Annotated in this window: 22 protein-coding genes; all 22 read right to left on the bottom strand. The window is 67.0% G+C overall.

The features are described 5' to 3' along the window. Positions 1-331 precede the first annotated feature (331 nt). Positions 332-1,813 carry a hypothetical protein gene (locus tag J2S55_RS47990; protein WP_306876369.1) on the bottom strand — a complete coding sequence of 494 codons (1,482 nt, stop codon included), beginning with the start codon at positions 1,811-1,813 and terminating at the stop codon, positions 332-334. A 134-nt stretch (positions 1,814-1,947) separates the two neighbouring features. Beyond that, positions 1,948-3,528 (bottom strand): DEAD/DEAH box helicase, encoded by a 1,581-nt coding sequence (locus J2S55_RS47995; protein ID WP_306876372.1) that lies wholly within the window; start codon positions 3,526-3,528, stop codon positions 1,948-1,950. Between the two features lie 39 nt (positions 3,529-3,567). Further along, positions 3,568-4,467, bottom strand: a complete 900-nt coding sequence (locus tag J2S55_RS48000) for a toprim domain-containing protein (RefSeq protein ID WP_306876374.1) — start codon at positions 4,465-4,467, stop codon at positions 3,568-3,570. Between the two features lie 109 nt (positions 4,468-4,576). After that, positions 4,577-5,830, bottom strand: a complete 1,254-nt coding sequence (locus J2S55_RS48005) for a DnaB-like helicase C-terminal domain-containing protein (protein ID WP_306876375.1) — start codon at positions 5,828-5,830, stop codon at positions 4,577-4,579. Further along, positions 5,830-6,273 (bottom strand): hypothetical protein, encoded by a 444-nt coding sequence (locus J2S55_RS48010; protein ID WP_306876377.1) that lies wholly within the window; start codon positions 6,271-6,273, stop codon positions 5,830-5,832. The genes J2S55_RS48005 and J2S55_RS48010 overlap by 1 nt, the downstream gene beginning before the upstream one ends. Next, positions 6,270-6,764, bottom strand: a complete 495-nt coding sequence (locus tag J2S55_RS48015; protein ID WP_306876379.1) for an HNH endonuclease signature motif containing protein — start codon at positions 6,762-6,764, stop codon at positions 6,270-6,272. Before J2S55_RS48015 ends, J2S55_RS48010 begins: the two co-directional genes overlap by 4 nt. Beyond that, positions 6,749-7,216, bottom strand: a complete 468-nt coding sequence (locus J2S55_RS48020) for a hypothetical protein (RefSeq protein WP_306876381.1) — start codon at positions 7,214-7,216, stop codon at positions 6,749-6,751. Before J2S55_RS48020 ends, J2S55_RS48015 begins: the two co-directional genes overlap by 16 nt. A gap of 66 nt (positions 7,217-7,282) precedes the next feature. Continuing rightward, on the bottom strand, positions 7,283-7,966 hold the full coding sequence (locus tag J2S55_RS48025; RefSeq protein ID WP_306876383.1) for an ATP-binding protein: 684 nt from the start codon (positions 7,964-7,966) through the stop codon (positions 7,283-7,285). Beyond that, positions 7,963-9,030, bottom strand: coding sequence for a hypothetical protein (locus tag J2S55_RS48030; RefSeq protein ID WP_306876384.1), 1,068 nt, complete (start codon positions 9,028-9,030; stop codon positions 7,963-7,965). The genes J2S55_RS48025 and J2S55_RS48030 overlap by 4 nt, the downstream gene beginning before the upstream one ends. Before the next feature lie 188 nt (positions 9,031-9,218). After that, positions 9,219-10,256, bottom strand: a complete 1,038-nt coding sequence (locus tag J2S55_RS48035) for a hypothetical protein (protein ID WP_306876386.1) — start codon at positions 10,254-10,256, stop codon at positions 9,219-9,221. Positions 10,257-10,402: 146 nt separating this feature from the next. After that, positions 10,403-10,705, bottom strand: coding sequence for a hypothetical protein (locus J2S55_RS48040; RefSeq protein WP_306876387.1), 303 nt, complete (start codon positions 10,703-10,705; stop codon positions 10,403-10,405). Beyond that, on the bottom strand, positions 10,702-11,028 hold the full coding sequence (locus J2S55_RS48045) for a hypothetical protein (protein WP_306876389.1): 327 nt from the start codon (positions 11,026-11,028) through the stop codon (positions 10,702-10,704). Before J2S55_RS48045 ends, J2S55_RS48040 begins: the two co-directional genes overlap by 4 nt. Positions 11,029-11,128: 100 nt before the next feature. Further along, positions 11,129-13,399 (bottom strand): carbohydrate binding domain-containing protein, encoded by a 2,271-nt coding sequence (locus tag J2S55_RS48050; RefSeq protein WP_306876391.1) that lies wholly within the window; start codon positions 13,397-13,399, stop codon positions 11,129-11,131. A gap of 1 nt (position 13,400) precedes the next feature. Next, complete coding sequence (locus tag J2S55_RS48055) at positions 13,401-15,380, bottom strand: hypothetical protein (protein ID WP_306876394.1); 1,980 nt, start codon at positions 15,378-15,380, stop codon at positions 13,401-13,403. A gap of 12 nt (positions 15,381-15,392) precedes the next feature. Beyond that, positions 15,393-16,541, bottom strand: coding sequence for a hypothetical protein (locus J2S55_RS48060; protein ID WP_306876396.1), 1,149 nt, complete (start codon positions 16,539-16,541; stop codon positions 15,393-15,395). A gap of 2 nt (positions 16,542-16,543) precedes the next feature. Further along, a complete protein-coding gene (locus J2S55_RS48065) occupies positions 16,544-17,647 on the bottom strand; it encodes a hypothetical protein (RefSeq protein WP_306876398.1) in 1,104 nt (367 codons plus the stop codon). Then, entirely contained in the window at positions 17,647-18,006 is a 360-nt protein-coding gene (locus J2S55_RS48070) for a hypothetical protein (RefSeq protein WP_306876400.1), read from the bottom strand. Before J2S55_RS48070 ends, J2S55_RS48065 begins: the two co-directional genes overlap by 1 nt. After that, positions 18,006-18,698, bottom strand: coding sequence for a hypothetical protein (locus tag J2S55_RS48075; protein WP_306876402.1), 693 nt, complete (start codon positions 18,696-18,698; stop codon positions 18,006-18,008). The genes J2S55_RS48070 and J2S55_RS48075 overlap by 1 nt, the downstream gene beginning before the upstream one ends. 10 nt (positions 18,699-18,708) lie before the next feature. Further along, positions 18,709-20,223 carry a baseplate J/gp47 family protein gene (locus J2S55_RS48080; protein ID WP_306876404.1) on the bottom strand — a complete coding sequence of 505 codons (1,515 nt, stop codon included), beginning with the start codon at positions 20,221-20,223 and terminating at the stop codon, positions 18,709-18,711. Next, on the bottom strand, positions 20,216-20,584 hold the full coding sequence (locus J2S55_RS48085; RefSeq protein ID WP_306876406.1) for a GPW/gp25 family protein: 369 nt from the start codon (positions 20,582-20,584) through the stop codon (positions 20,216-20,218). Before J2S55_RS48085 ends, J2S55_RS48080 begins: the two co-directional genes overlap by 8 nt. A 94-nt stretch (positions 20,585-20,678) precedes the next feature. Further along, complete coding sequence (locus J2S55_RS48090; RefSeq protein WP_306876408.1) at positions 20,679-21,365, bottom strand: phage baseplate assembly protein V; 687 nt, start codon at positions 21,363-21,365, stop codon at positions 20,679-20,681. Further along, positions 21,362-22,030 (bottom strand): hypothetical protein (locus tag J2S55_RS48095; RefSeq protein WP_306876410.1); only part of this gene is annotated, 669 nt, incomplete at its 5' end. The genes J2S55_RS48090 and J2S55_RS48095, both read right to left, overlap by 4 nt.

Here is a 22,030-nt window from a genome sequence, read left to right on the forward strand (position 1 = left end):
ATAGTGTGAGGGTTTAAAAGGACTATGGGACGCACATAGTTAGTGCCCGAAAAGAGCAGTCGTCACTATTCGTAGTCATGCGGCATCACTTCGGTGGTCAATGTCGCAGCGGTGACCGACTGCGGACACACCGACAACAAGACACCTCTGCTGGAGGCGTCGGGAAACGAAGCGACCGCGCCAGCGGCAAAGGGTTTCTTCACTGCTGACACGGTCGAGTAAACCTGCTCAGCTGTCCCGGGGGCAACTCTGGTAACGGCCGGGTTTTTGCATGTTGCAAAAGAAAGAAACGAAGATCGTTATTGCAACATGCAATGCCCCTGACCTGCGATTATGCGTCCTCTGTCACGAAGGCCGTCAGGGACGGCTCGGCCTGCTGGCCGGGCGCGTACGGAGACTGCGTGGGCTCCGCAGAAGGCACCGGTTCGGGTTCGGCGGTGGGATCAGCCGGCTGGCCCGAGGTCGACGCGGTGGGTTCGCTGGACGCGGTCGGATCCGGTGGCCGCGTCGGAGATTCATGGGAGCCGTCGCTGGGCTCCGGGGCCTTCGGAGCGGTTTCGGAGACGCTGGGGGTGGGCGCCGGCGTGGTCGGGATCGGCGACGGCGCGGGAGCGGTCGGGCTGGAACTTTGGATCGGCGACGGGGCAGGCTCTGCCGACCGTGTCGGATGGGGTGATGGCTGTTTCGGGGCCTCGGTGGTCGTGGGCGCCGGAGCAGCGGGGGACACTTCCGGCTGCGGACGATTGGTGCTCTGCGATACGGGGCCGGACAGGGTAGTCGTCCGCACTGCGGTGGGACTGGTGGTGGTCGTATGTGCGGGCGTGGGCGAGACGCTGGTGGTAGGGGTGCTTTCCACAGGACTCGGGGGGACGACGAAGACCGGATTGCTGGGGGATGGCATCTGAGCCGGCTCCGAGAACGTGGGTGTGGGCAGCCCCTCGAAAAAGGACGGTGCGGGGCTCGCCGTCACCTGGTCGGCATAGGCCCTGGGAGGGCTGGCCCGCTGCTCAACGACGCTGACACCGATCACTCCGGCAACCGCAATCGCCCCGCTGACTCCGAGCGCGACCGGGCTAGCGACCAGTGCTGCAAGGACTCCCCCACCGGTCGCCGCCGCGGTGACTCCGGCGGTGGCGGTGACAGCCACGGCGCCGCCGGCGGCGACTGTTCCAGTAGCCGCCACGGTGCCCACACCGGCCGCTGCTGCCGCGGTACCTCCTCCTGCAGCCGTGCCGACGCCGACGAGCTTGTGGACCAGTGGCCAGGCAAGGACGATCGCTCCGACCTTGGAGGCCTGCTCCCGGTCCTGGAAAAATCTCCGCCACAGGCGGCTGATCAGCGTGATGTGTAGGGCGGCCTGGGTTCGTACCTCCGGCGCGGTGGCCGGGTCAGCTACCACTTCGGCCGATTCCTGGGCGGCGTCCTGAAGCAGGTGTATCAGCCTCGCGTTGCGCCGGTCGGCGATGGCCGCCCCGCTGTCGTAAGCCCGCGCGTCGGCCTTGAGCCTTTCCCATTTCTTCAGGATTCTGGTGATTGTGGAAGGGTCCGGCTTGTCTTCGGGCCGCTTCATATGGCGGGATATGCGAGCGTAGATGACGCCTCTGGCGGTGAGCTCGTCGATGAAGGGCACCAGCGCCATCTCGTAGATAGCCTGCTTGTCCTCCAGCTCGTGGACGGTGTGGCTGAACTGCCCGACGACCGTCAGCAGCTCATCGGTGGTGAATTCGTGCAGATCCTCGCACGTGGTCAGTCGTGTCGTGTCGCTCACATCGGCGATGGCATCGGCGATGTGGCGGTGAGGCGAGTGATACACCCCCCGTGCCTTCCTGTGAGCAGACCGTAAGTCCACTTTCGTAGCAAAAGCGGACAAACGACCCAAAGGTGGTAAATGTGACACCAACGGCCCCGGCTGTTGGTTATGCGTCACATCGGTATGCGCCTGAAGATTCAACCACTTAGCACCACAGACAGATGTTCCGTCAAGGAGGTCACATCATCTATGATCGTGCCCGTCTCATCAGCACCAACTCCGTCTACGACGGCACTTCCGACACGTGCCCGCAGGTCGAGACGCTGATACGAGCGCTCCTCGACGGAATCCCGCGTGATCAAGTCCGAGACCATCACGATTTTGTTACGGGATCCAGCTCTCACGTGGCGGTGGTTGATCTGCGCACGCTGTCCCGCGCTTCTGGCCGGGTCCAGATTGATTAGGTGCGTAGCCGCCGGGATGTCGACACCGTAGGCACCAGCGTGGGACATAAGAAACAAGCGCGCTTCCGGCCGATCTTGGAACCGGTTGACCGAAGCTTGTTTCTCACTCGGGTTCATCCCTCCGTGGTAGAACACGTGTTCGTGTTCCTCGAAGATACGCCCCAACTTCGCCAAAAGCGAGCGGAAACGCGTCACAAGAATCACCTTTTCGGACGGGTCCGAAAGAATCGCTTCAACCTCGGCGCGCAGCCGGACCAACTTGGCCGACTCCGGTAGCCCTTCCAGCACTCCGGAGGCGACCAGATTTCGGACATAAGACGACTCGCTATCGACCATCATCTCGGGGTCGGTAATGAGCTGCTGAGCAGCCAAGTGCACGGCCATCACACGACCGGCGGGGGTGTTTTCATCGGTGCCGGAGTAGTGCGCTCCGACGTCGAACCCTGTCTTGGTCGGCATCTGCGCCAGCTCGGCCGCCAAGTCCGCGGCGATCAACTTGTAGACCGCGGCCGTGGCCGGCTCCATGGTGACCGACCAGGTCCGGTGGTCGATCTTCGGCATGTACGGCGCAACGTCAGGGTCCGTGGTCCGCTTGCGGATCAGCGCCGGCGAGACTTTGGCGTGCAGGGTCGGGGTGTTGCGATACCCCTTGACCGAGCCCCAGTCGTCGCGGTCGATGTAGGCCTGGTCGAAGATCCTCGCGGCGTCGGGGTCGTCGGGGTCGCCCAGCACGCTCTGGTCGACCCACCCCATCAGCTGGAACAGCTCTTCCAACCGGTTGTCCACCGGCGTCCCGGTCAGCGCCAGCCGATAGCCGGCGTCCAGCTGACGGACGGCCTGGGTGATGTCAGCCGACGGGTTTTTGATCGCCGTGGCCTCGTCCAAGATGATCAGGCCCGGCCGCATCCGGCGGATCGTGCGCAGCTCCGCGACCACGGTCTTGTAGCCGGCGATGACGTACTGCGGGCGCAGCTCTTTGATGAGTCCGTACTGCTCGCGCCGCTTGGCCGGGCCGCCGTCGATCACCACGGCGTAGCGCTCTTCGGGGATCTGGAAGACCTCGCCCTTGGCGGTGATCTCCCGGGTGGCTACGTCGGTGCGCGCGGCCAACGCGACCGCCCACTGAATTTTCAGCCCCGATGGCACGACGATCAGGGCTTGGTCGATCTCCCCGGAGCCCAGCAGCTCCTCGGCCGCGGCGATGCTCGTGATCGTCTTGCCCAGGCCCATGTCGTAGGCCAGCAGCAGGGAACGACGCTCCAGCAGGCGGTCGACGGCGACATCCTGATACGGATGCAAGGGGATCGTCAGCACACCCCTTACCAGCAGCGCATCCGAACTGCGGGTATTCCCTCAGCGCAGCAGGTAGGGCATCAACGAGGCCGGGACGGTCAGATCAGTCAGGCGGATCAGCTCGGCGTCCGACAGGTCGCCCGGGTCCAGGCCTTCGGGGTCGTCGCAGTCGAGCAGGTTGCGGTAGTCGACGGAGGAGATCCCGATTCGGTGGCGCCAAGCGGCGGCGGCCTTGTCGCGGTACTGGCGGCCGGGGCCGTCGTTGTCCAGGAACAGCACCACGTGCTGGGTGCGCTCCAGCATCAGCTGCATCTGTGCGTCCGAGATCGACGCGCCGTAGCTGGCCACCACGTTCTCAATGCCGGCCGATGCCAACCGTACGGCGTCCAGGGGCGACTCCACCACGATGATGCGCGAGCACCCGTAGGTGATGGTGTGCAGGCCGAACAGGGTGTGTGACTTCTTCAGACCCTTAGGCCGGTTACGGAAGTAGCGGGCGTTCTTCTCCTGCCAGCCAAGCAGAACGTCGTTTTCGTCGCGGACCGGGGTAATCCACAGCTCCTCGGTCGGCTCCCACAGCACGCCGTAGCTGGCGCACGCCTTGGCGGTCAGGTTGCGGTCGTCCAGGGCCTCGCGCGGCGGTGGGATGTACAGCGCCAGCGACGCCTCGTTGATCTGCTGGGTGGTGTCGATGGTCGCCGGCGTCTTCTTCGCCATGAGCCGCTCGACCTGGCGGATTGTGCCCCGGGCGCGGATCCAGGACACGGCCTCGGCTCTGTCGACCTTGAGCACGTAGGCCACCAGGTCACCGAAGGTGCCCTTGAATCCGCAGCTGAAGCAGGCGAACAGCCCTGATCCGATGTTCACCGAAAACGACGGGTGGCGGTCCTCGCGGCCGAGAAACTCCATGTGCGCCGGGCACCGGCACGTCGCCTCTCCCGAATCGTCCACGCGCAGCACGTCCAGGCCAAGCTCCTCCATACAGGCCACAGGGTCGCCGGGCACGACGTTCGTGACGTGGCCCCAGCCGGATCTGATCGCCGGCCCGGCTGGGCGGCGGCGCGGTCGCCTACCAGCCATCGCTGCCGCCCTCGTATCCGTCGCCGCCAAACGGGTTGTACTCCAGCTCCTCAAACTTCACCGGCTCCCACGTCCACGTGTAATAGGCCTCCATCGGGGAGGCGTTACGGCCGGCAAGGAGCTTCATCAAGGTGATGTTCGGGTCGTCGGTCTGCTGCACGCCGATGACCGCGTCCGAGTCCTGAACGAAGCTGGAGCTGTAGCCGATGGAGTAGGTCGTCAGCTTCTTGCCGTTCATCTTGCTTTCCAGGGCCTGGGTCGCGATGACGATGGGCTTTTCGAGCTGCTGGGCCAGGCGTTTCATGCCGCGGGTGATGTTGGTCAGCGCCTGCGATGATCCGCTGGGCTCTCCTTCCTCGTCCTGCATCATGTAGACGCCGTCCACGTAGACGATGTCCGGGTCCAATTTTTCGATCTTGGTTCGCAGGCCGGTCAGGGTGGTGACCGAGCTCGTGTCCTGGGACATGTGGAAGCTCGGCAGGTTCTGACTTGCTCGGACGGAACGTTCCAACAGCTTCCACTCGGCCGGCTTGAGTGTGCCGTTGCGCAGCCGCTTGTGGGAGATGCCGGCGCGGATGGCGTCCAGGCGCTCCCACTGCTCACGGTTGCTCATCTCGAACCCGACGAACAAGGGCTCCTTGCCCGAGTCGTTGGCGGCCTTGGCCATCAGCAGCATGGACGTCGACTTGCCGGTTTTCGGCGGGCCGACGAACGTGATCAGCTGTCCCGGCTCGAACCCCTGTAGCGCAAGATCGATCGCCGGGAACCCGCTGGGGATGCCACGCAGCCGGCCGTCCAGTGCATCCAGCTCCCGGTAGTGGGTCAGGCGCTCGTCACCATTGGTCGACAGGTCGATGTCGTAGGCGGTCGGCGTGGTCCGGGCGATCTCGGCCAGCACGGCCGCCAGCCGGGCAGTGGTCGCCGCGGTGTCGCGCCGGATATGGGACTGGGCCGCATCCGTGATCGCGGCCTCCAGCATGACCAGCTGGCGGTGCTCGCGCATCTGGTCGACCAGGTACGGCAGCCCCTCGGGCGTCGCCAAAAGCTTGTAAGTCGGATAGTCCCGCTTGACCGCGGCGAGGGTGGGCACGTTGCCGTAGCGGCCCTTGTGGTCCACGATCATCGACCAGACCCTCGCCGAGGACGGGTCGGCGAACCACCCGGGGGTGATCCCGGCTTCTGCGGCCGGCGCGAGGTCTGCTGACTCGATGACCTTGGAGATCAGCAGGCGCTCGGTGTCCATCAGTAGCGTCCTATCTGGGTGATCGTCTCGGGGGTGATCACGCGGCCCCTGCTGCCGTACATCAGCGCGTGCTTGGGGTCGGGGGTGTATACGGCCGTGACGTACGGCATGGAGATCAGCCGGCGGGCCAGGTAGCGGGGGTCGTAGGTCCAGACCCGGCGCACGGGCACCTGTTCGTTGTCCAGCCGATCGCCGAGCGCGCGGGCGAACTCCCGCGGCCCGGTGGTGACCACGTCGATCTCCTGATGCAGCCGCCACGTCAAGTCGATGATCACCTTGATCACCAGGTCATCGAGGTCCCATAGGTCCGCAGCCTGTTCCCAACGGCGGAGCCTGCGGGCCACCAGATACATGCGCCGTGAGGTCAACTTGGCGCCCAACAGCCCCTCAAACTCGATCAGCAGGCGCGGGGAAACCTCGTTGGAGATGTCGCCGTTTTTCATCGGATCCACGTCCTGCCAAGCTTGATCTCGCCGATGGTCAGGCGGTGGACGCCGTAGCGCGCGGCCAGTGCGGTGTTGGTCTCCGAGCTGGCGCGGATGGCTTCGACCTCGGGCCAGCCGAGCTTGGCTCCGCCGCGGTTTTTCGCGAAGCGGCCTCGGGCGACGCACTCGCGGATGTTGTCGGACTGGGTGCCGATGCTCAGGTGCAGCGGGTTGACGCAGTTGCGGACGTCGCAGGCGTGGCGAACGACCAGCCCCGCGGGGATCGGGCCGTGGAAAGCCCGGTAACTCCAGCGGTGGGTAAGGTCGCGCTCGTGGTCCACCATCATCTGGCCGTAGCCGTTGCGGGTCATGCCGACCTGGACCAGCCAGCAGCCACGGACGTGGTCGACGCGCATGTAGTCGAGCAGCTTGCGGCGGGCCTTGGCCAGCTTCCCGGTCTCCTCCACCAGCTCGGTGGCGACCATGGCGGCGGTCACCGGGTCACCCACGACTTGAAGGAACGGACGTCGCGGATGGTGACGCGGTGCACGCCGTACTCCTCGGCCAGCGCGGTGTCAGTGTTCGTGCTGGCGCGGATCAGCGCGACGGACTCCCAGGTGAGCTTGGCCCGGGGCCGGTTGGTGCGGCGCCGGTCGAACGCTACGCGCGTGCGGGGCTCGGCCTTGCGGGCGTACAGGTGCTCCGGCGCCACGCAGTTGTCGGTTCGGCAGGTGCGGAAAACGCGGTGGCCGGCGGGGATCGGGCCGAAGTAGATCCGGTAAGACCATCGGTGGGCCAGGTCGTAGTCGCGATTGACCATCAGCCGGCCGTAGGCGCGGCTGGCCCCGGTCGGCTTGACCAACCAGCAGCCGGTCGGGGTGCGCCTGTTGACCAGGTGCATTAGCCGGTTACGTGCCTTGCTGAGCAGGGGGTCGGTGGGGTCGAATTCGACGATGTCCATCAGCAGAACTCCTTGGCGGGGGTGGTGAGGGGGTATGCGCGGGCGGTGACGGTGGTGTGGATGTGGTCAGCAGCCACGGCGCAGGTCCTTGCCGCCCAGGACGACCTCGTCAAACGCCTCGGAGGCGAACGAGGCCATTGACGGGTTGTAGAGCTTGGACCACCGTTCGAGCGGTTCGTTGGACGTGACGACGTTCAGCAGGCCGTTGCGGAAGCGCTGGCGCAGAAGTCGGTCCACCTCGTCGACCGCCATGTTGGAGGCGGTTCTGTGCTCCTTGCCGACGTCGTCGAAGACGACCAGCGGGCTCTTGTAGACCCGCTGCTTGAGCTCGTGGATCTTCCAGTAGCGCTCGACGGCTTCCGGCACTCCGCGGTCGGCCTGCGGCTTGATGGAGTGCTGCTCGGCCAACACCGCGATGTAGTCGGCCATGGCGACGAAGAAGATGGCCGGGTTGTGCTGAATGTGGATTTCACTGGCCGTGGCGCAGGCCAAGGTGGTCTTGCCGCCGCCCCACGGGCCGATCAGGGCCAGTCCGCGGCCAATGAGGGGGCCGGCGGGCTCGTCCATGGGTTCGACCGCGAGGCGCTCGGGGACGGTGGCCACGAAGTTGACCGCGGCGGTGTAGGCCTTGGCCGCGAGGTCGTTGTAGGGCTGCCAGTCAGCCAGGCGCAGGTGGCGGTACTTCATCGGGATGCCGGCCACCGCCAGACGACGCCGGTAGAGCTCGGTGATGTACGGGGGGTGTGTCACTGGGAACTCCAGTCGTCCGGATTGAAGTCGTAAGTGCCGTCTGAGGCGCTGTGAGGCTCCTGGGAGGTCCAGGCGGCCGGATTGAAGGTTTCGGGCCGGCCCGCATCTACGGCAGCGGCTCCGGCTGCGTGGGCGGCCAGCAGAGCCCGCTTGGCGAGGAAGTCGACCCAAGGGATTGCCCGGGGGTTGCGGAAGCCGGCCACGGAGACGTAGGCGTCGACCATCCGGCGGATTTCGTCGGGGCTGATCCCTTGGTTCTTCCACCGGTTGAGGGTGGCCGCGAGCTTGGTCCGGTTGGCCACGTCGGTGAACAGCAGGCGGCTAACGCCTCCCCCGCCGCTCTCGGCGCGGCCGAGGTCGACAACGGCCTTGGCGAAGTACGTCGCCAGGCCCATACCGGTGTCGGGGCCAGGCTCACGGAGCTGGCGCGCAGGCTTGTCTCGGCGTGCGCCTTCGGGGAGCTCGTCGTCGGTGAAGAGGAACCGGGCAGGGTCGAGCTCGGCGTCGGCCGCGTCGGCCTTGCGTGCGGCTTCGGCCTTGGTCGTCTTCCCGTTCCGCCGAGCCGAAGGCGCGGCGCTATAGGAGTACGAAGTACTCCTATAGGTAGTTATCTTTCTATTGGGTCCAGATTCTGGACTAGTTCGGATTTCACCGGCCTCTGGATCCGAACTCTGTGCAGCCTCCTCCCCAACAGGTCCAGATTCTGGACTAGTTGGGATTTCCCCGCCGCCGACGGGGGTCCGGTACTCCGGCGCCGGGCAATTCTCGTCCCAGAACTCCACCGGCGTGATCCGACGGACGACCGACATATAACCGTCGGCCGCGGCCGGCCACTCGGTCTGGGCCACTTCCTGAATGACTCCCCTGTCGGCCAGCTTGGCCAGGGCTCCGTAGACCGCGGACCGGGAGGCCCGAACCTGCTTGGCCAGGGCGTCCACGCCGAGCCAGGTCATCCGGTGGTCGTAGCCGGCGGAGTTGGCCAGCCGCAGCAGGACTAGCAGTTCAACGCCTTTGATTTCCCGCGGCGCTTTATGCCAGACCTCGGATTCGATTTCATTTGCCAACTGCGGGTCCTTCTACTTGCTACGGAATTCGCGTTATTCAAGGGGTTCCGGTATGTTCTTCATCACCGGCGCTGCTACGGGCGCCGAACCCCTCGCGGTGGGTTTCCCGGTTCCCGCCCACTCGCGAGCGCGTGGTGGTGATGAAAGGCCCTGGCCGTGCCCCTTCCCTCGGCCAGGGCCTTTCTCTGTTACTCCATCTCGGCGAATTCCTTCTTGATCCGCTCGAATTCCGAACGCGGGATCGTGTCCTTCGCCTCGCCCTTGCGCGGACGGCCGCGGCCACTGATCAGGCGGATGGACCCCTTGGCCTCGTCGATGTAGACATCGACCATGTCCGCGTCGATGTCGCGGGCCTTGCCGCGCCGCCTGGCCGCGGGAGCGGGCTCCTCCTGGGCGGGCTCAGGGTCGGGCGTCGGAGCCTCGCCCAGCGCGTTGACCAGCTTCTGCATGTGGTAGCGGACGGCCTTGGTGAGGGGCCTGTAGACAACGCCGGTCAGGTGGTTGGCGGCGTTGGCGCGGTCCTGGTAGGTGAGGAGCTCGAAGACGAACGCGAGCGTGACCTGAAGGTCGGGAATGTTCTGCTCGTCGTCGGCCGGCTGCGGGTCGACGTAGCCGGGCAGTTCGGCCTGAGCCTCGTCGCCGGCACCGAGCTCGATCTCCGGCTCGGTGAGCTCGATCTGCTCGGCGTCCTTCTTCTTCTTCTTCTTGGCCGGCGGCTCGTCCTCCTCCTCGTCGTCCTCCTCCTCGTCGTCGTCGTCGAAGCCGAGGTCGTCCAGGCCCATGGTGAGGTCCTTGGCCTTCACCCCAGCGGCGGCGGCCAGGTCCAGCAAACGCTGGGTGTGCTCGTCGGGGGCGTCGTCACTGTCGCCCCAGGCCAGCAGCAGGTACGCCTCGTGGCCGTCCGCGACGGCATCGGCCAGGATCTTGACCAGGTGCTCGGCAACGTCCTGGCCGTCCTCGCCGATCTCGTCGTCAGCGTCGGACAGGATCGGCTTTCCCTTGCGGCCGGGGTTGCCGCCGGTGACGGCGATGTAGCCCACGTCCTCGAACTCCTCCAGCCACTTGGCGGTCTCCAGGACGGCCGTGGTGGTCAGCGCGCGGTCGGCCGGGAGGTAGACGGCGAACTCGCGGGCCTCGTCGGTGTCGACCAGCAGGAAATCGGACAGGAGATCGTCGATGTGGCTGCCGGTAATGGGAGCAGCGCCGGCCACAGCCAGAATGACCATCGGTTCCTCATCAGATGCCACGTAAAGGTCCTTTTCGCGGGGTCGTTTTCGGGGTGACCAAAGCATCCGATGCATCCCAACTAGGGGCGCAACTCATATCCCAACTGCGAACGAGAAATAATCTGGGAAAATGTGAACTTGGGAGGCTACGGGAGGTCGGGGATCCGCGACGGCTTGGCCGGTCGGGACGCGCGCAGACGCTCCAGCAGCGACGGCGAAGGCGCCGTCTGGATCCGCTCGGGGACAGCGAGCCGGGCGAACAGCAGCCGGACGGCCGCGACCACGGCCGCGGCGTTCAGCGCGAGCAGGGCGACCGGCGGGGCGAAGGTGAGCCCGTAGCAGACGGCGATGACGAGCAGCGGCTGGAGCGCAGCGACCACGGCCGTGACCGCGCGAATGGCTTCGTACACCATCCACGCGGCCACGCCGACCTGCAGAATCTGAATCACGCGGCCAGGTCCACGCGGTCCTTGACCAGCGCGCCCTGAGCGGCGGCGGTCAGGCCCGAGGGCTTCCACACCCGGTCGTGGGCGGCCTGCGCGGCCAGGAAAGCACCCACGGCGACCAGGAGAGCGGTCCGCCAGTCGAAGCTCTGCCCGGCGCCGGCAGCCTGCTCCCAGGCGACCAGGAAGCCATCCAGGGCGGACAGGGCGGTCAGCAGCAGGCCCTTGGTGGTGCCGCTCCAGGACGCCTTGGTGACCAGGCCGACGACCAGGGAAAGGGCCGGGCCGACGACTAAGCCGAGAATGAGAACGAGATCAAAACCAGCCACTGCAATAACTCCTCGCGAGAGAGTTGGTATTTCCCCCAGAGAATTCCGGGGGTACCAATAGACGCTAGGAGATAATGCGATCCGATTTGTAATTGAGCATTTAATCCAGGTGGGGGATGTCGCCGAATCGGGGGGTTCCGATGCGGACTCCCAAGGGGGCGTGCTCTTCCAGAGCCGCCATCAGCGCAGGCGTGCGCTCTTCAATGTTGGGGTACCAGAAGACGCCCTTGGTCGGGTCGCCGCCGTTGCCGCGGTAGTAGTAGTCCTTGGATCCGGCCACCAGGTGGAAGTAGCTGCCGGCCTTGGTCGCCTGCTCGACCATGACTCCCGCGGCCCAGAACGTCGCCGGCCGCGGCAGGTTCGCCGGCGGGCTGACGAATTCCAGGAAAACGCCAGCAACGACGGACCTGAACGGCACTTCGATCCGCTTCCAGCCGGCCGTCATCGGCACCGTCAGCTGGCCGAGGGTCGTGTACGGCGGCCCGTTCAAGGTGACCTTGAGCACGATCTCGGGAAGGCTGCCGTCGCTGTGCACATACAGCGACAGGACGCAGTCGGCGCCCGGCGGCGGGGTGACGATGGATCCGCCGACGAACCCTGTCGAGCCGGCACCGTAGGTGATCTTACGGGCGGGGAAGACGTCGCCGGCGACGGGCGAGACGCCGTCTTCGGTAACGGTGAGGTTGGTCGCGTCGCCTGAGGTCCACAGCACGCCCTCGGCGTAGTTCGCCCTGTCGGCGATCACCAGCGGGACCAGGGTCTGCGCGGTGGTGTAGGGACGCGGGCCGGGCGACGTCGCGGTGCCGGACGGCTCGACCTGCACGCAAGCGACCTCGTGGAAGTTGGCGGCCGGGACGGCGTTGAAGCGGAAGCCCACGGCAGCGTAGGCGGCGCGGCGCCAGACGTACTTGCCGGAGCCGGCCGGCTGGTCGGCGGGGGCGATGAATTCGGCGTGCACGCGGTTCCACGGCTGGCCGTTGGCGCCGGAGGTGATGCCGGCGTTGGTCGCGCCGGTGCCGAACTGGAGCGGGTCGTTTTCGGTGGGGGCCGCTCCCCAGATCGCGAAATCCGTGAACGCACCGTCGGGGGTGCCGTCGGTCAGGTCCGCGGAGCCGACGGAGACGCCGTATCCGGTGGCGACCAGCTGCAGGCCGATTCCCAGCTGCGCACTGCCGCCGCCGACGCCTGCGCCGGACATGGAGATCGGTTGGGGCGGGGACAGTGACGCGCTGCCGCCGCCGACGCCGTGGCCGTCAGCGAAGGTCGGCCACGCCTTGAACATGATCACCCGCGGCGCGTCCAGGCCGGTGCCGGGGCCGCCTTCGCCGGAGGCGGATATGGGCACGATGCGATACAGGTAGGCCGAGCCGAGGCTACCGCCGACGCCGGAGGCCGAGAACGCCCCCGAGCTCCACAGTCTGGCTCTTCCGGTTCCCTTACCTGTGCCGGAGGCCTTGACGGTGCCTTCGGCGCTCAGCTGCGCGCTGCCGGTGCTGGCACCTGAGCCGCTGCCCTGCAAGAACTTCAGGCGGATCATCTCGACCGCGGGGGAGGTCATCGCACCTGCGCCGGCGGCCGACAGCGCGACCATGGCCAAGGTGGCCGAGGCGTGGGCGGCGCCTGACCAGACGTAGCCGGGACTGCTGCCGTCCACGTAGCCGGTTTCGGTGGTGCCCTGCTCCAGCTTGACGGCGTCGATGTCGGCGGAGGAGGTGCCGCCGGAGATGGGCGGGTTGGTGATGGTGGTGACGGTGCGGAAGCTGCCGAAGCGCTGGCTGCCGGTCGTATGGGAGGTGCTGCCCTGCCAGTTGGGCGACGACAGCATGCTGGTGTAGGTCGACGGGCTGACGACGATCCATCCGCCACCGGACACGGGGCCGTCGGTGTAGTCCTGGTAGGACCCGTAGCTCGTCGATGTCGAGCCCGCCTGGTAATAGCTGCTCGCGGTGGTGACGGCGATGACGAGCCGGTCGGCGCCCGCGCGGGGCACGAGGTTGCGTACGGCTACCCGGCCGTTGGTGGTGCGGGCAAACGTCTGAGTGGCTACCTGCACGCGGGCCGACATCGCCGCGCCGGGCAGCAGGTCGTAGACGGTGACCCGCACACCGTCGTTGTAGCCGCTGCCGTGGCTTTCGGTGATGCCCTTGATGCTCAGCGACAGGCTGTAGGCCAGGCCTCCGGGCTCGACCGGCACAGTGGTACGGACACCACCGTAGACGTTCTGTGAGCCGAAATTCGATAGGCGTAGGGAGTAGGTGCCGGAGGCCGGATTGGCCGCCACGCGGGAGAAAGAGGCGCCGTTTTCGGCCTCCCACAGAGCGGTGCCGAGTTCAAAAGTTGGGTTGGTGACGTAGTTCGCGTAGATCGCCATGTCAGGCCTCCAGGACGATGCCGAAGCGGGTGGCGGTGTTTTGGAAGGCGGACGTGGCCGTGGCCACCGTGGCTGAGTTGATCTGAATCGTGAAGTTGTCGCCCGCCGCGCGCACGGACAGCCGGTCACCGTTTTGCACGGGGTAGGCGTAGGTGGCCAGGGTCGTCACCACGCCGGCCTGCACACGGTCCAGCGTGGAGCGCGAGGCACGGATGTAGTTGGCGGCGTCGATGTAGCGCAGAATCAGGCCCTGTTTGTTCGCCCCGGAGGGCGTGGTGGCCAGTGTCGCGGCCACGACCGCGTCCTTGACGCCGTAGTCGATGATCGACAGGCAGCGCTGGCCGGGGACGGCCGGCCGGACGGCGCCGTCGGCGTAGGAGTCGCGGATGAATCCGGCCACGGGGCTGGTCCAGGTCTTGCCACCGAATTCTGTGGTGCGTCCCTGCAAGGGGGCCAGTGCGTCGGCGCCGGGGTACCCGGTGAACGTGTCCAGCACCCGCGTGTCAGCGCTGGCGACGGCCGCCCGGGTGCCGATCGTCCGGCCGAACTCGTCGAACCACGTGACGTAGGGGAAGCACGGCGCGGCGGCCTGGGCGGTGCCGTGAGGCTGGTGGATGTAGGCCGACACGGTCAGCCGCAGCCGGCGGTCAGAGGAGTTTTTCGCCCACTCCGGGGAGGTGTCGGGGCGCAGGCCGACCGAGCGGCGCACGGCGCGGTAGACCTGGCCACGGAACTCGGTCAGATCCTCCACACGGTAGGTGCGGGTTTTGTCCCAGACGGTGATACGCGGCAGCGGGATCCCGTACTGGACGGGAATCATCGGGTCAGCGGTCGGGTTGGGCGGCAGTGACCAGGCGGCGATGTCGGCCGCGGCGGTGTGGGTGTTGTGGATGGTCAGGCAGTTGGCGTCCCGGTCGCCGGTGACCGGGTGGGGCACGCCGACGGCGATTTTCGGCACCGCCTTGGCGTCGATCACGCCCGCGGTGAAGCTCGCGCCGGACCAGCCGTGCTGGGTGCTCAGGCCTGAGTCGTAGGCGGCCGTGCGGTCGTCGACCGCGGTGTGCACCGTCCACCAGGTGTTGTTGGACCCGTTGCCGGGCGGCGCCTGGTCGATGCCGTAGGCCGCTACCAGGCAGCGGTACAGGTGCAAGTCCACCGCGACCACGGCGCCGACGGCGTAGCGGATGGAGGCATCCCACGGTGGGAAAAGCGGGTTGATCTGCTCGGACATGTCCGAGCTCGGCAGCAGGTTGAGGGTCTGGCGCAGCTCCAGGTCCCAGCCGCTCGCGGCGCGGGCGGCGGCCTTCATCGTGTCGGGGTGTCCGCGCTCGCTGCTGAGGTAGGCCGAGTCGATGGTCATGACGCGGGCCTGGGTGGGGGTGACGCCCTCGGGGACGAAAGCTCCCAGGGAAGCGGCCAGGTGGCCGGCGGTGGTGATGTGGGTGGTCCGCAGCTCCGAGGCGGTCAGGGCCGCGTCCATGGACGAGCGAACGCGGTCCAAGCCGTAGCCGATCATGTGAATGAATCGGGCTAGTGTCTGGTTTGAGTCGGCGTCCACGGTCAGGTTGGAGCCCTGCAGCAGCCGGTGGTGAATCGGCATCCGGCGCCACAACCAGTCGACCATCTGGTGGTTTTTCACGTGCAGCGTGCTGGCGGTGCCGGCGCGCACCCACACGTTGTTGATCTTGAGGAAGATCGCGTAGTAGTGAAAGCGTCCGGGCAGGGTCTGGGCGTCGATGTAGGAGCTCGGCGCCGCGTCGGCGTCGATGACCAGGCGGCCGTCATCCAAGGTGCGCGGGTAGCCGTCCAGGCTTGCGACCAGCCGGAATCCGCCGTACTGGCCGGCGGGCAGGTCCCACGACAGGTAGATGCCGTCGTAGGCGACCGAGTGGGCGGTGAAAGCCTGCTCATCGAAGCTGGGTAGCTCAGGGTTGGGACCGTAGAAGGTCCGCGCGTACTGGTCGACGCGGTAGACGGCCATCTGGTTGTCCGATCAGGGGTAGGTGTTGATGGTGCGCTTGCCGCCTGGCCCGTCGAAGCTCGGGACCTGGCCGGTGCCGTCGTCGGGTACGGGGCCGACGGTGCCGTAGCCGTAGTAGGCGTACCAATTGCCGTTGATGTTGACCACGGTGTGGCCGCCGCTGTAGTCGGCGGGCGGCGCCGAACTTGACGGCGAGCCGGGCCTGGGCGGCGTCGGCGCGGGAGGTGCGGGCGGCGGAGGCGGCGGGGGCGGGGTGTAGATGCTCCGGGGGAAGTCTCTCAGCATGCCGTCGTCCTCCTCCTCAGTGCATCGCACCAGGTACACGCGCAAATACGCGTTGATCGGCAGCGCGTCGGTGAGGTCGGTCCCGTCGATGCGCGCCGATGCGGTGATGCGCGTGCCGCGCTTGAGGACCTCGCTCCAGTGGATGGTGTTGATCAAGAAATCGCCGTTGTGCTCGTTCTGGCGGACCATGTGGTGCAAGGTGGCGTCTCTGCCGTTGATCTCCAGGCGTGCGCGGCGACGTGCCCTGACGGCGCGGGTGTCGGCGTCGGGGGTGTGGTCCACCTTGAGGCTGATCATCCACAGGCCGGTTTCGTTGAGCACGACGCCGTCTTGAACGCCCATGACGAACGGGTCGTCGTAGTACCTGATCGGGAGTCGCTGCCAGCCGCCGTCGGACACGGTCAGCGCGTCGGCCTCCAGGGGCAGCCCGACCCACGGCGTGTCGATACCCTCGGGGTCGGCGAGCTCGTAGTGGTAGGGCAGCAGCAGCCGCTTGCCGTCGGCCGTGGGCAGTTCCTTGCACAGCTGCCGCCTGGCCGTGCCCACCCATCGCAGCGGGTTGCCGTCAGGGTCGGCGGCCGGCACGCCGGGTGATCCGACCAGCAGCGGCGCGGTGTTGAGCCGGTAGTTGCGTACGGCGCCCTGGTAGTAGGGCAGGTGCTCGCCGCGGGTGTGGGAGGTCAGCCGGTCGGCGACGGTGGTGTAGTCGATCACCAGGCCGCCGGGGTTGTTGTTGGCGATCTGCGGGTTGACGCCGAGCACGGTCTGGGTGGCCCGGATTTCGTCTTGGACGTCGTTGGTGTGGGACTCGATGATCGTCTGGGACAGGTCGCGCTTGGTGGGCCACGCGCGGTAGCCGTTGGGGTAGGTGGCCATGGTTACCAGCCGGTGATTCGGTAGATGTCGCGGGAGTTGATGATGTTGCTGCCGGTGCTGCCGCCGCCGTAGGATCCGCCACTCCCCCAGCCGGTCGAGCTCCACACGTCGATGAGTTCGCCGTTGACGCAGCGCAGGTAGCCGACCTGGCCGGCGTCGTTGGTGAGGAAGCGCTGGGCAAAGGAGGTCTCATTGCAGGTGCCCGGCCGGTGCGGGATGGCCGGTGCGTGGTCGTTGGGTCCGCAGTAGCCGCCCATCGGCAGCTCGGGCAGGGGCAGGCCCGGAGTGGGAGAGGGCGGGGCCGGGAAGGTCTCCATGTCCATGCCGCCGTCGAAGCACCGGACCAGGTGGGCGCGCAGGTAGACGTTGCAGACGGCGGTGTAGTTGGCGCCCAGCCCCTCGGTGCGCACGTCGATGTTCAGGGTGGTGCCGGCGCGGAAGGTGTCACTCCAGGTGAGAGTGTTGATGGGGATCTTCGAGCTGTAGGCGTCGTCGTCCAGGTAATCGCGCAATCCGACGTCGTGGCCGTTGACCATGAGGCGGGTGGCCTGGGCGGCGCCGACGACAACTTCGGCGTGGCCGATCGACCAGTCCGTTTTCACGGTGATGGTCCACAGCCCGTCCTGGTTGATGATCATGCCGTTGCCGGAGGTGATCTGGTACGGGTCGTCATGCGCCCGCAGCGCTGCCCGGGTCCAGGTGTTGGCCGGGACCTGCTGGTCGTAGGAGGCCGATCGGACGTAGGGCAGGTGCAGGCCGCGCGCCTGGTACTGCAACCGGGCCGCGACGGTCTGGTGGTCCTTGGCGCCGACCTGCGGGGGCTTGCGCACGTCACCGCGCGGAGGCGTGGTGGTGCCGCCGCCGGAACCGCCGCCGGGCGTGGTCGTGCCGCCGCTGGGCGGGTCGTAGCGGGTGCAGTCCCGCACCCAGGCGTCCACGTCGGGCCGGCGCAGCTCCAGACCGTTGGAGGTACGCGCCTTGATTCGTCCTAGCAGCTCGGACATGGCCGACGACGAGGTCCCGGTGATCCACGAGGAGATGCGGTCGGGGCTGCCGGACAAGTGGTTGTCCTGACCGTAGGGCAGGGGTGTGTTGACGACGGGCATCAGCTGGTCCTGACGATGTGGGGGAAACGCTCGGCCCACTGGGGCCAGTGGGTGTACAGGGCGTCGGTGACGGCCGCCGGGTCGAAGTTGTGTTTGACCGGACCGGAGTCCTCCAGCACCTGAATAATCCGCTCGACGTCGGCGGACGGGGCGCTGCTGATCCAGTCGACGACCGCTTGCAGCGTGAACGGCGTGCTGCCGGGGTCGTTGCGGGCGATCTGCGGCGTCAGGCCCAGGGTGCGCTGCAGGCCCGTGGTGAGCTCGTCCTGGACGGTGTTGAAGTGGTCGGCGAGCACGACCGTGGTGTAGTCGAACTTGGTCGACCACTCCCGCAGCTCGGCCGGATACAGGGCGCTCATCAGGCGGCCCCGGTGATGTGCAGCAGGCGGCCGTCCTGCTGTACCTGCTTGACGTAGCGCACCAGGTAGGCGCGCAGCACCACGTTGGCCAGCAGCGTGTGCTCGGGCGCTTCCAGGTCGGTGCGTACCTGCACAGTGACCTTGGTCCCCTTCTCCCACACTTCGGGCCAGGTGATGTGGTTGTGCAGGGCGAAGGAGTTGCGGGCGTCCTCGCCGGTGAAGTCGCCCATGCCGACGTCGATTCCGTTGAACAGCACCCGCAGCTTGCGCCGGGCCTTTTTCTGCAGGCTGTAGCCGGTGGCCTTGTATTCGGCGCGGGCCTCGATCATCCACAGGCCTGTTTCGTTGAGGGTGAGGACCCCGGCGTCGTCGGACATGACGAACGGATCGGACTTCGCCACCAGCGCCACCGGATTCCAGGCGTTAGCCACCAGCGGCACACCCAACGCCATGCCGCGATAAAACGGCAGGTCAGAGCCTCGGGCGTGTTCCGTCATGCGCTGTTCGACGGTGCCGTACTCGCGCAGGAGGCCGCCGGGGTTGTTGCGGGCGATGTGCGGGTTAACGCCGACCGTGGTCTGGGTGGCGCCGATCTCCTCCTGCATCGTGTTCATGTGCTCGGCCCACACGATGTTGCGCCAGCCGAGTTTGGTTGAGTAGGTGCGGATTCCTTCGGGGTAGGAGGCGGGCATGGGGCGGCTCCTATACCGGGGTGATGACGCCGCCGGTCGTGGCCAACTTCACCACACCCAGGACGGGCATCTCGTAGTCCTTCATCACCGCGTCGTCGGCGCCGGCCTGGGGGGCGTCGCTGCGCGCCATGACGGGGATGTTGATGTTGATCACACCCGGCAGTGAGGCCAGGGTGGTGTAGATCTTGCTCAGGGTGACGCGCGTACCGAACGTCATGTCCGCGGCTTTGAACAAGGCGGCCAGCTGGGTCTGCACGGCCGCCTTGACCTGCGTGTCGCGCCAACCGGGGGCGACGAAGATCCGAAGCGGGTTGATGTCGGTCCCGAAATTCACCGGGACGAACGTGGGTGAGCTGACCGACACGGCGACGCCGGACAGCGCCGCGGCCTTCAGCCGGGCCTGCACCGCGTCCAGCAGCGTGGTGTTCGGGGTGGAGCGGTCCGGGCCGGCCAAGAACACCGTGACCGAGCTCGTACGCGCGGAGACCGCCTTGGCGGCCGAGACGCCGGGCACCTCCAGGGCGAGGCGGGAGAAATCCAGCAGGGTGACGCAGCGCCGTTGGGCGGCGAAAGCGTGGGGTGCGTTGCGGCGGATCTCGTCGTTGTCCTCGGGGTCGGAGCCGCCGAGCGTCGCCGTCGACAGGGGCTTGCTGGCCGCGTCCAGGGCGACCAGAACACCGGTCACCGTGTTGGAAACCAGCTGGCCGATCTTCCCGGCCGGGAGGTTGCCGGCCCTGCCGACACCAACCCGATACGACAGGAAGATCTTCGCGCCGAGCTCGGGCACGTAGCCGTTGATCCCGTTTCCGAAGATCACCGAAGTGGTTCCGTCGGCGCGCAGCCGGACCAGAAACACCCGGTCCTGCGGGGCTGCGTCGACCGCGCGGTTGACCCGTACCCACTCGATGTCGGCGTGCGGGGCCTGGACCCACACGCGGACGCTTCCCTCGATGACGCCCTGGTGAGGGATGCGCACCGACAGGCCGGCGCGGCCGGTGCCCTCGCCGGCCTCGTAGCGGTTGACGGTCTGGCCCTGGGTGATCGCCGCGTTGATTGTTCCGCCGGCGGCCGGGACCACCACGTCGCTGTCGGTCTCGAAAACGATCGGGGCGTCCAGGTCCTCGATGTAGTCGGTCAGCAGCGTCGTACCCTTGGGTACGGTGATCGCCGCGGTGGTGGTCGCGTCGGAGGTCAGGGTGACTGACCCTGTCGCCGCGATCGTGCCGTGGGTGATGTAGCCGATCTGCTCGGCCAGCGCGAGCACCGATGCCCGCTGCGTCGCGGTGGCCAGGACGCTCTCGCCCAGCACCCGGTCGATGTACAGATTGTTGAGGTCGGTACTAGAGGCCATGATCTCGGCGAGCATCATCACGAAGTCGCCCTCACCGTTGGCCACCCACTCGGGGATGACCTGGCGCCCGCGGCGGACCAGCTCGGCCAGCACGGCGTCGTAGTCGCGGGCGGTGTAGTCCAGGGAGACCTCGGGGACGGTGTAGCCGATCTCGGCCAGGGTCTCGTCAGCCACGGATGACCTCGCTCACGGTGCCGCCGGGGCCGACCACGCCGCGGTGCACGAAACGGCTCGCGGCCACGCCGGAGTCGGGGGTGTCGGTCCGCTTGAATCCGACGTCCAGCAGCGCCATCCCCTTGGACGGCTCCGGGTACGGGGTCAGCTTGGTGATGACCGCGCCGGGCTCGTACAGGGCGGCCTGCTCGGCCACGTCAATGGACAGGTCCGCGACCACAGTGGACGGGTCCGGCTCAAAAACCATGCGGGCCACGCCGACGCCGAATTCCGGCATCATGACGCGTTCGGTGGGGTTGGTGGCGATGATCGTGACCAGGCGCTGAAGAATCTGCCGGTCCACGTTTCGCGTTGTCGTCACGCTGCCGTCCACACCGAAACGGAACGGCTGGTCGATCGCAACAGGAGCTTTTCCGAGCGACACGATAGTTCATTCCTCCTGCCGCGATAAAGGGTTATCCAGAGTCACCATTCAGTGTATTTGGGTTGGCGATTTCGTTTGCAGTTGCGAGCGCCTGCTCCAACAATTCAACTTTTGCGGAAAGTGTTCTTACCGCTTCCCATAGGATGCCGATCACGGCGCCGGTGTCGACGGTGGAGGCGCTCGCCTGGACGACCTCGGGCAGATCTTCCAGAAGCGGCCCGACGTGCAGCCGCGAGTCGCTGGTGTGGTCGCTGGTGTAGCACCACTCGTAGGAGGGGGCGGCCTTGACCGCGGCCAGCGCGTCGGTGGTCAGGGGCCTGATGCGCTCTTTGAGCTCGGTGGTGGAGGCGATCTCAAAAGCGGTGGCGACCATGGCCACATACCCGCTGTTGGACTTCTTGGCGTGCACCTTGGCGTCCAGCACCACGCCGGCCGGGCCGGGGCCGTCGACCGACAAGGAGCCCCCGGTGGGGATGATCCTCCCGTGCTTGGGGTCGTTGGGCACGTGGTAGACCGGCCAGCGCAGGTCACCGTTCGGGAAGGTGATCCACACCATGGCGCCTGGTTTGAGCGGGGCGTCCACGATCGTGGCCGGCCGCGCCCATTCGGAAACGGTCTGGCCGAGCACGTCGGGCACTCGGGCGGTGATGCGGCGCTGATTTTTCGGGTCGCGCGCCGAGACGACGATGGCCTGGTACTTGCCGGTGTGCTCCCTCACAGGATCACCACCTGTCGGTTACGCGCCCGCCACCGGCCGCCTGAGAGCATGCACCCGTCGTCGACCCGCGGCGCTCGCCGGTCGCGCATCTGAAATCCCTGGTCGGTGTTACGCGACAGGGTGAGGGAGGAGTCGAAACGGCGGGTGCCGAGCTTGGACACCAGCCGCGACTCCAGGTGGTGGGCTGCCTCGGTGATCAGCCATGTTCCGTGCATCTGAGGGCTGACGGCCTTTCCGGTGAGGTTGACGAGCTGTCCGGGCAGGTGCTCGACGTCGGACAGGTGCTTGATCTGCATGGTCGCGTGCAGCCACTCCTCGTGCTCGACGCTCAGCGCCTGGGCGTTGGTGTAGAGGTCGGTCGGGGAGGTGATGGCGGTGTCGCGGGCAACGAAGTCTGGCGACGGTTTGCCGGGGGTCTGCTTGGCGTTGATCAGCCTGTTGGTGTCCAGGTCGAAACCGGTCAGGTCACGGCGGGCCTGCTTGCCGGCGCGCGGGACCAAGGTTCCGTACAGCGGTTCGACGTTGACCACGGCCTCGCCGTCGCGGCCCTTGTCCATCTTCACCGGCAGCGCCCGGGAGGTGCGGGCCATGGCCAGCGAGGCGGGGTCAACGAAGTACAGCACGCCGTTTTCCACGTGCACCCGCCGGCCGACCTCGCGTGCACG

Source organism: Streptosporangium brasiliense (assembly GCF_030811595.1).
Taxonomy (GTDB): domain Bacteria; phylum Actinomycetota; class Actinomycetes; order Streptosporangiales; family Streptosporangiaceae; genus Streptosporangium; species Streptosporangium brasiliense.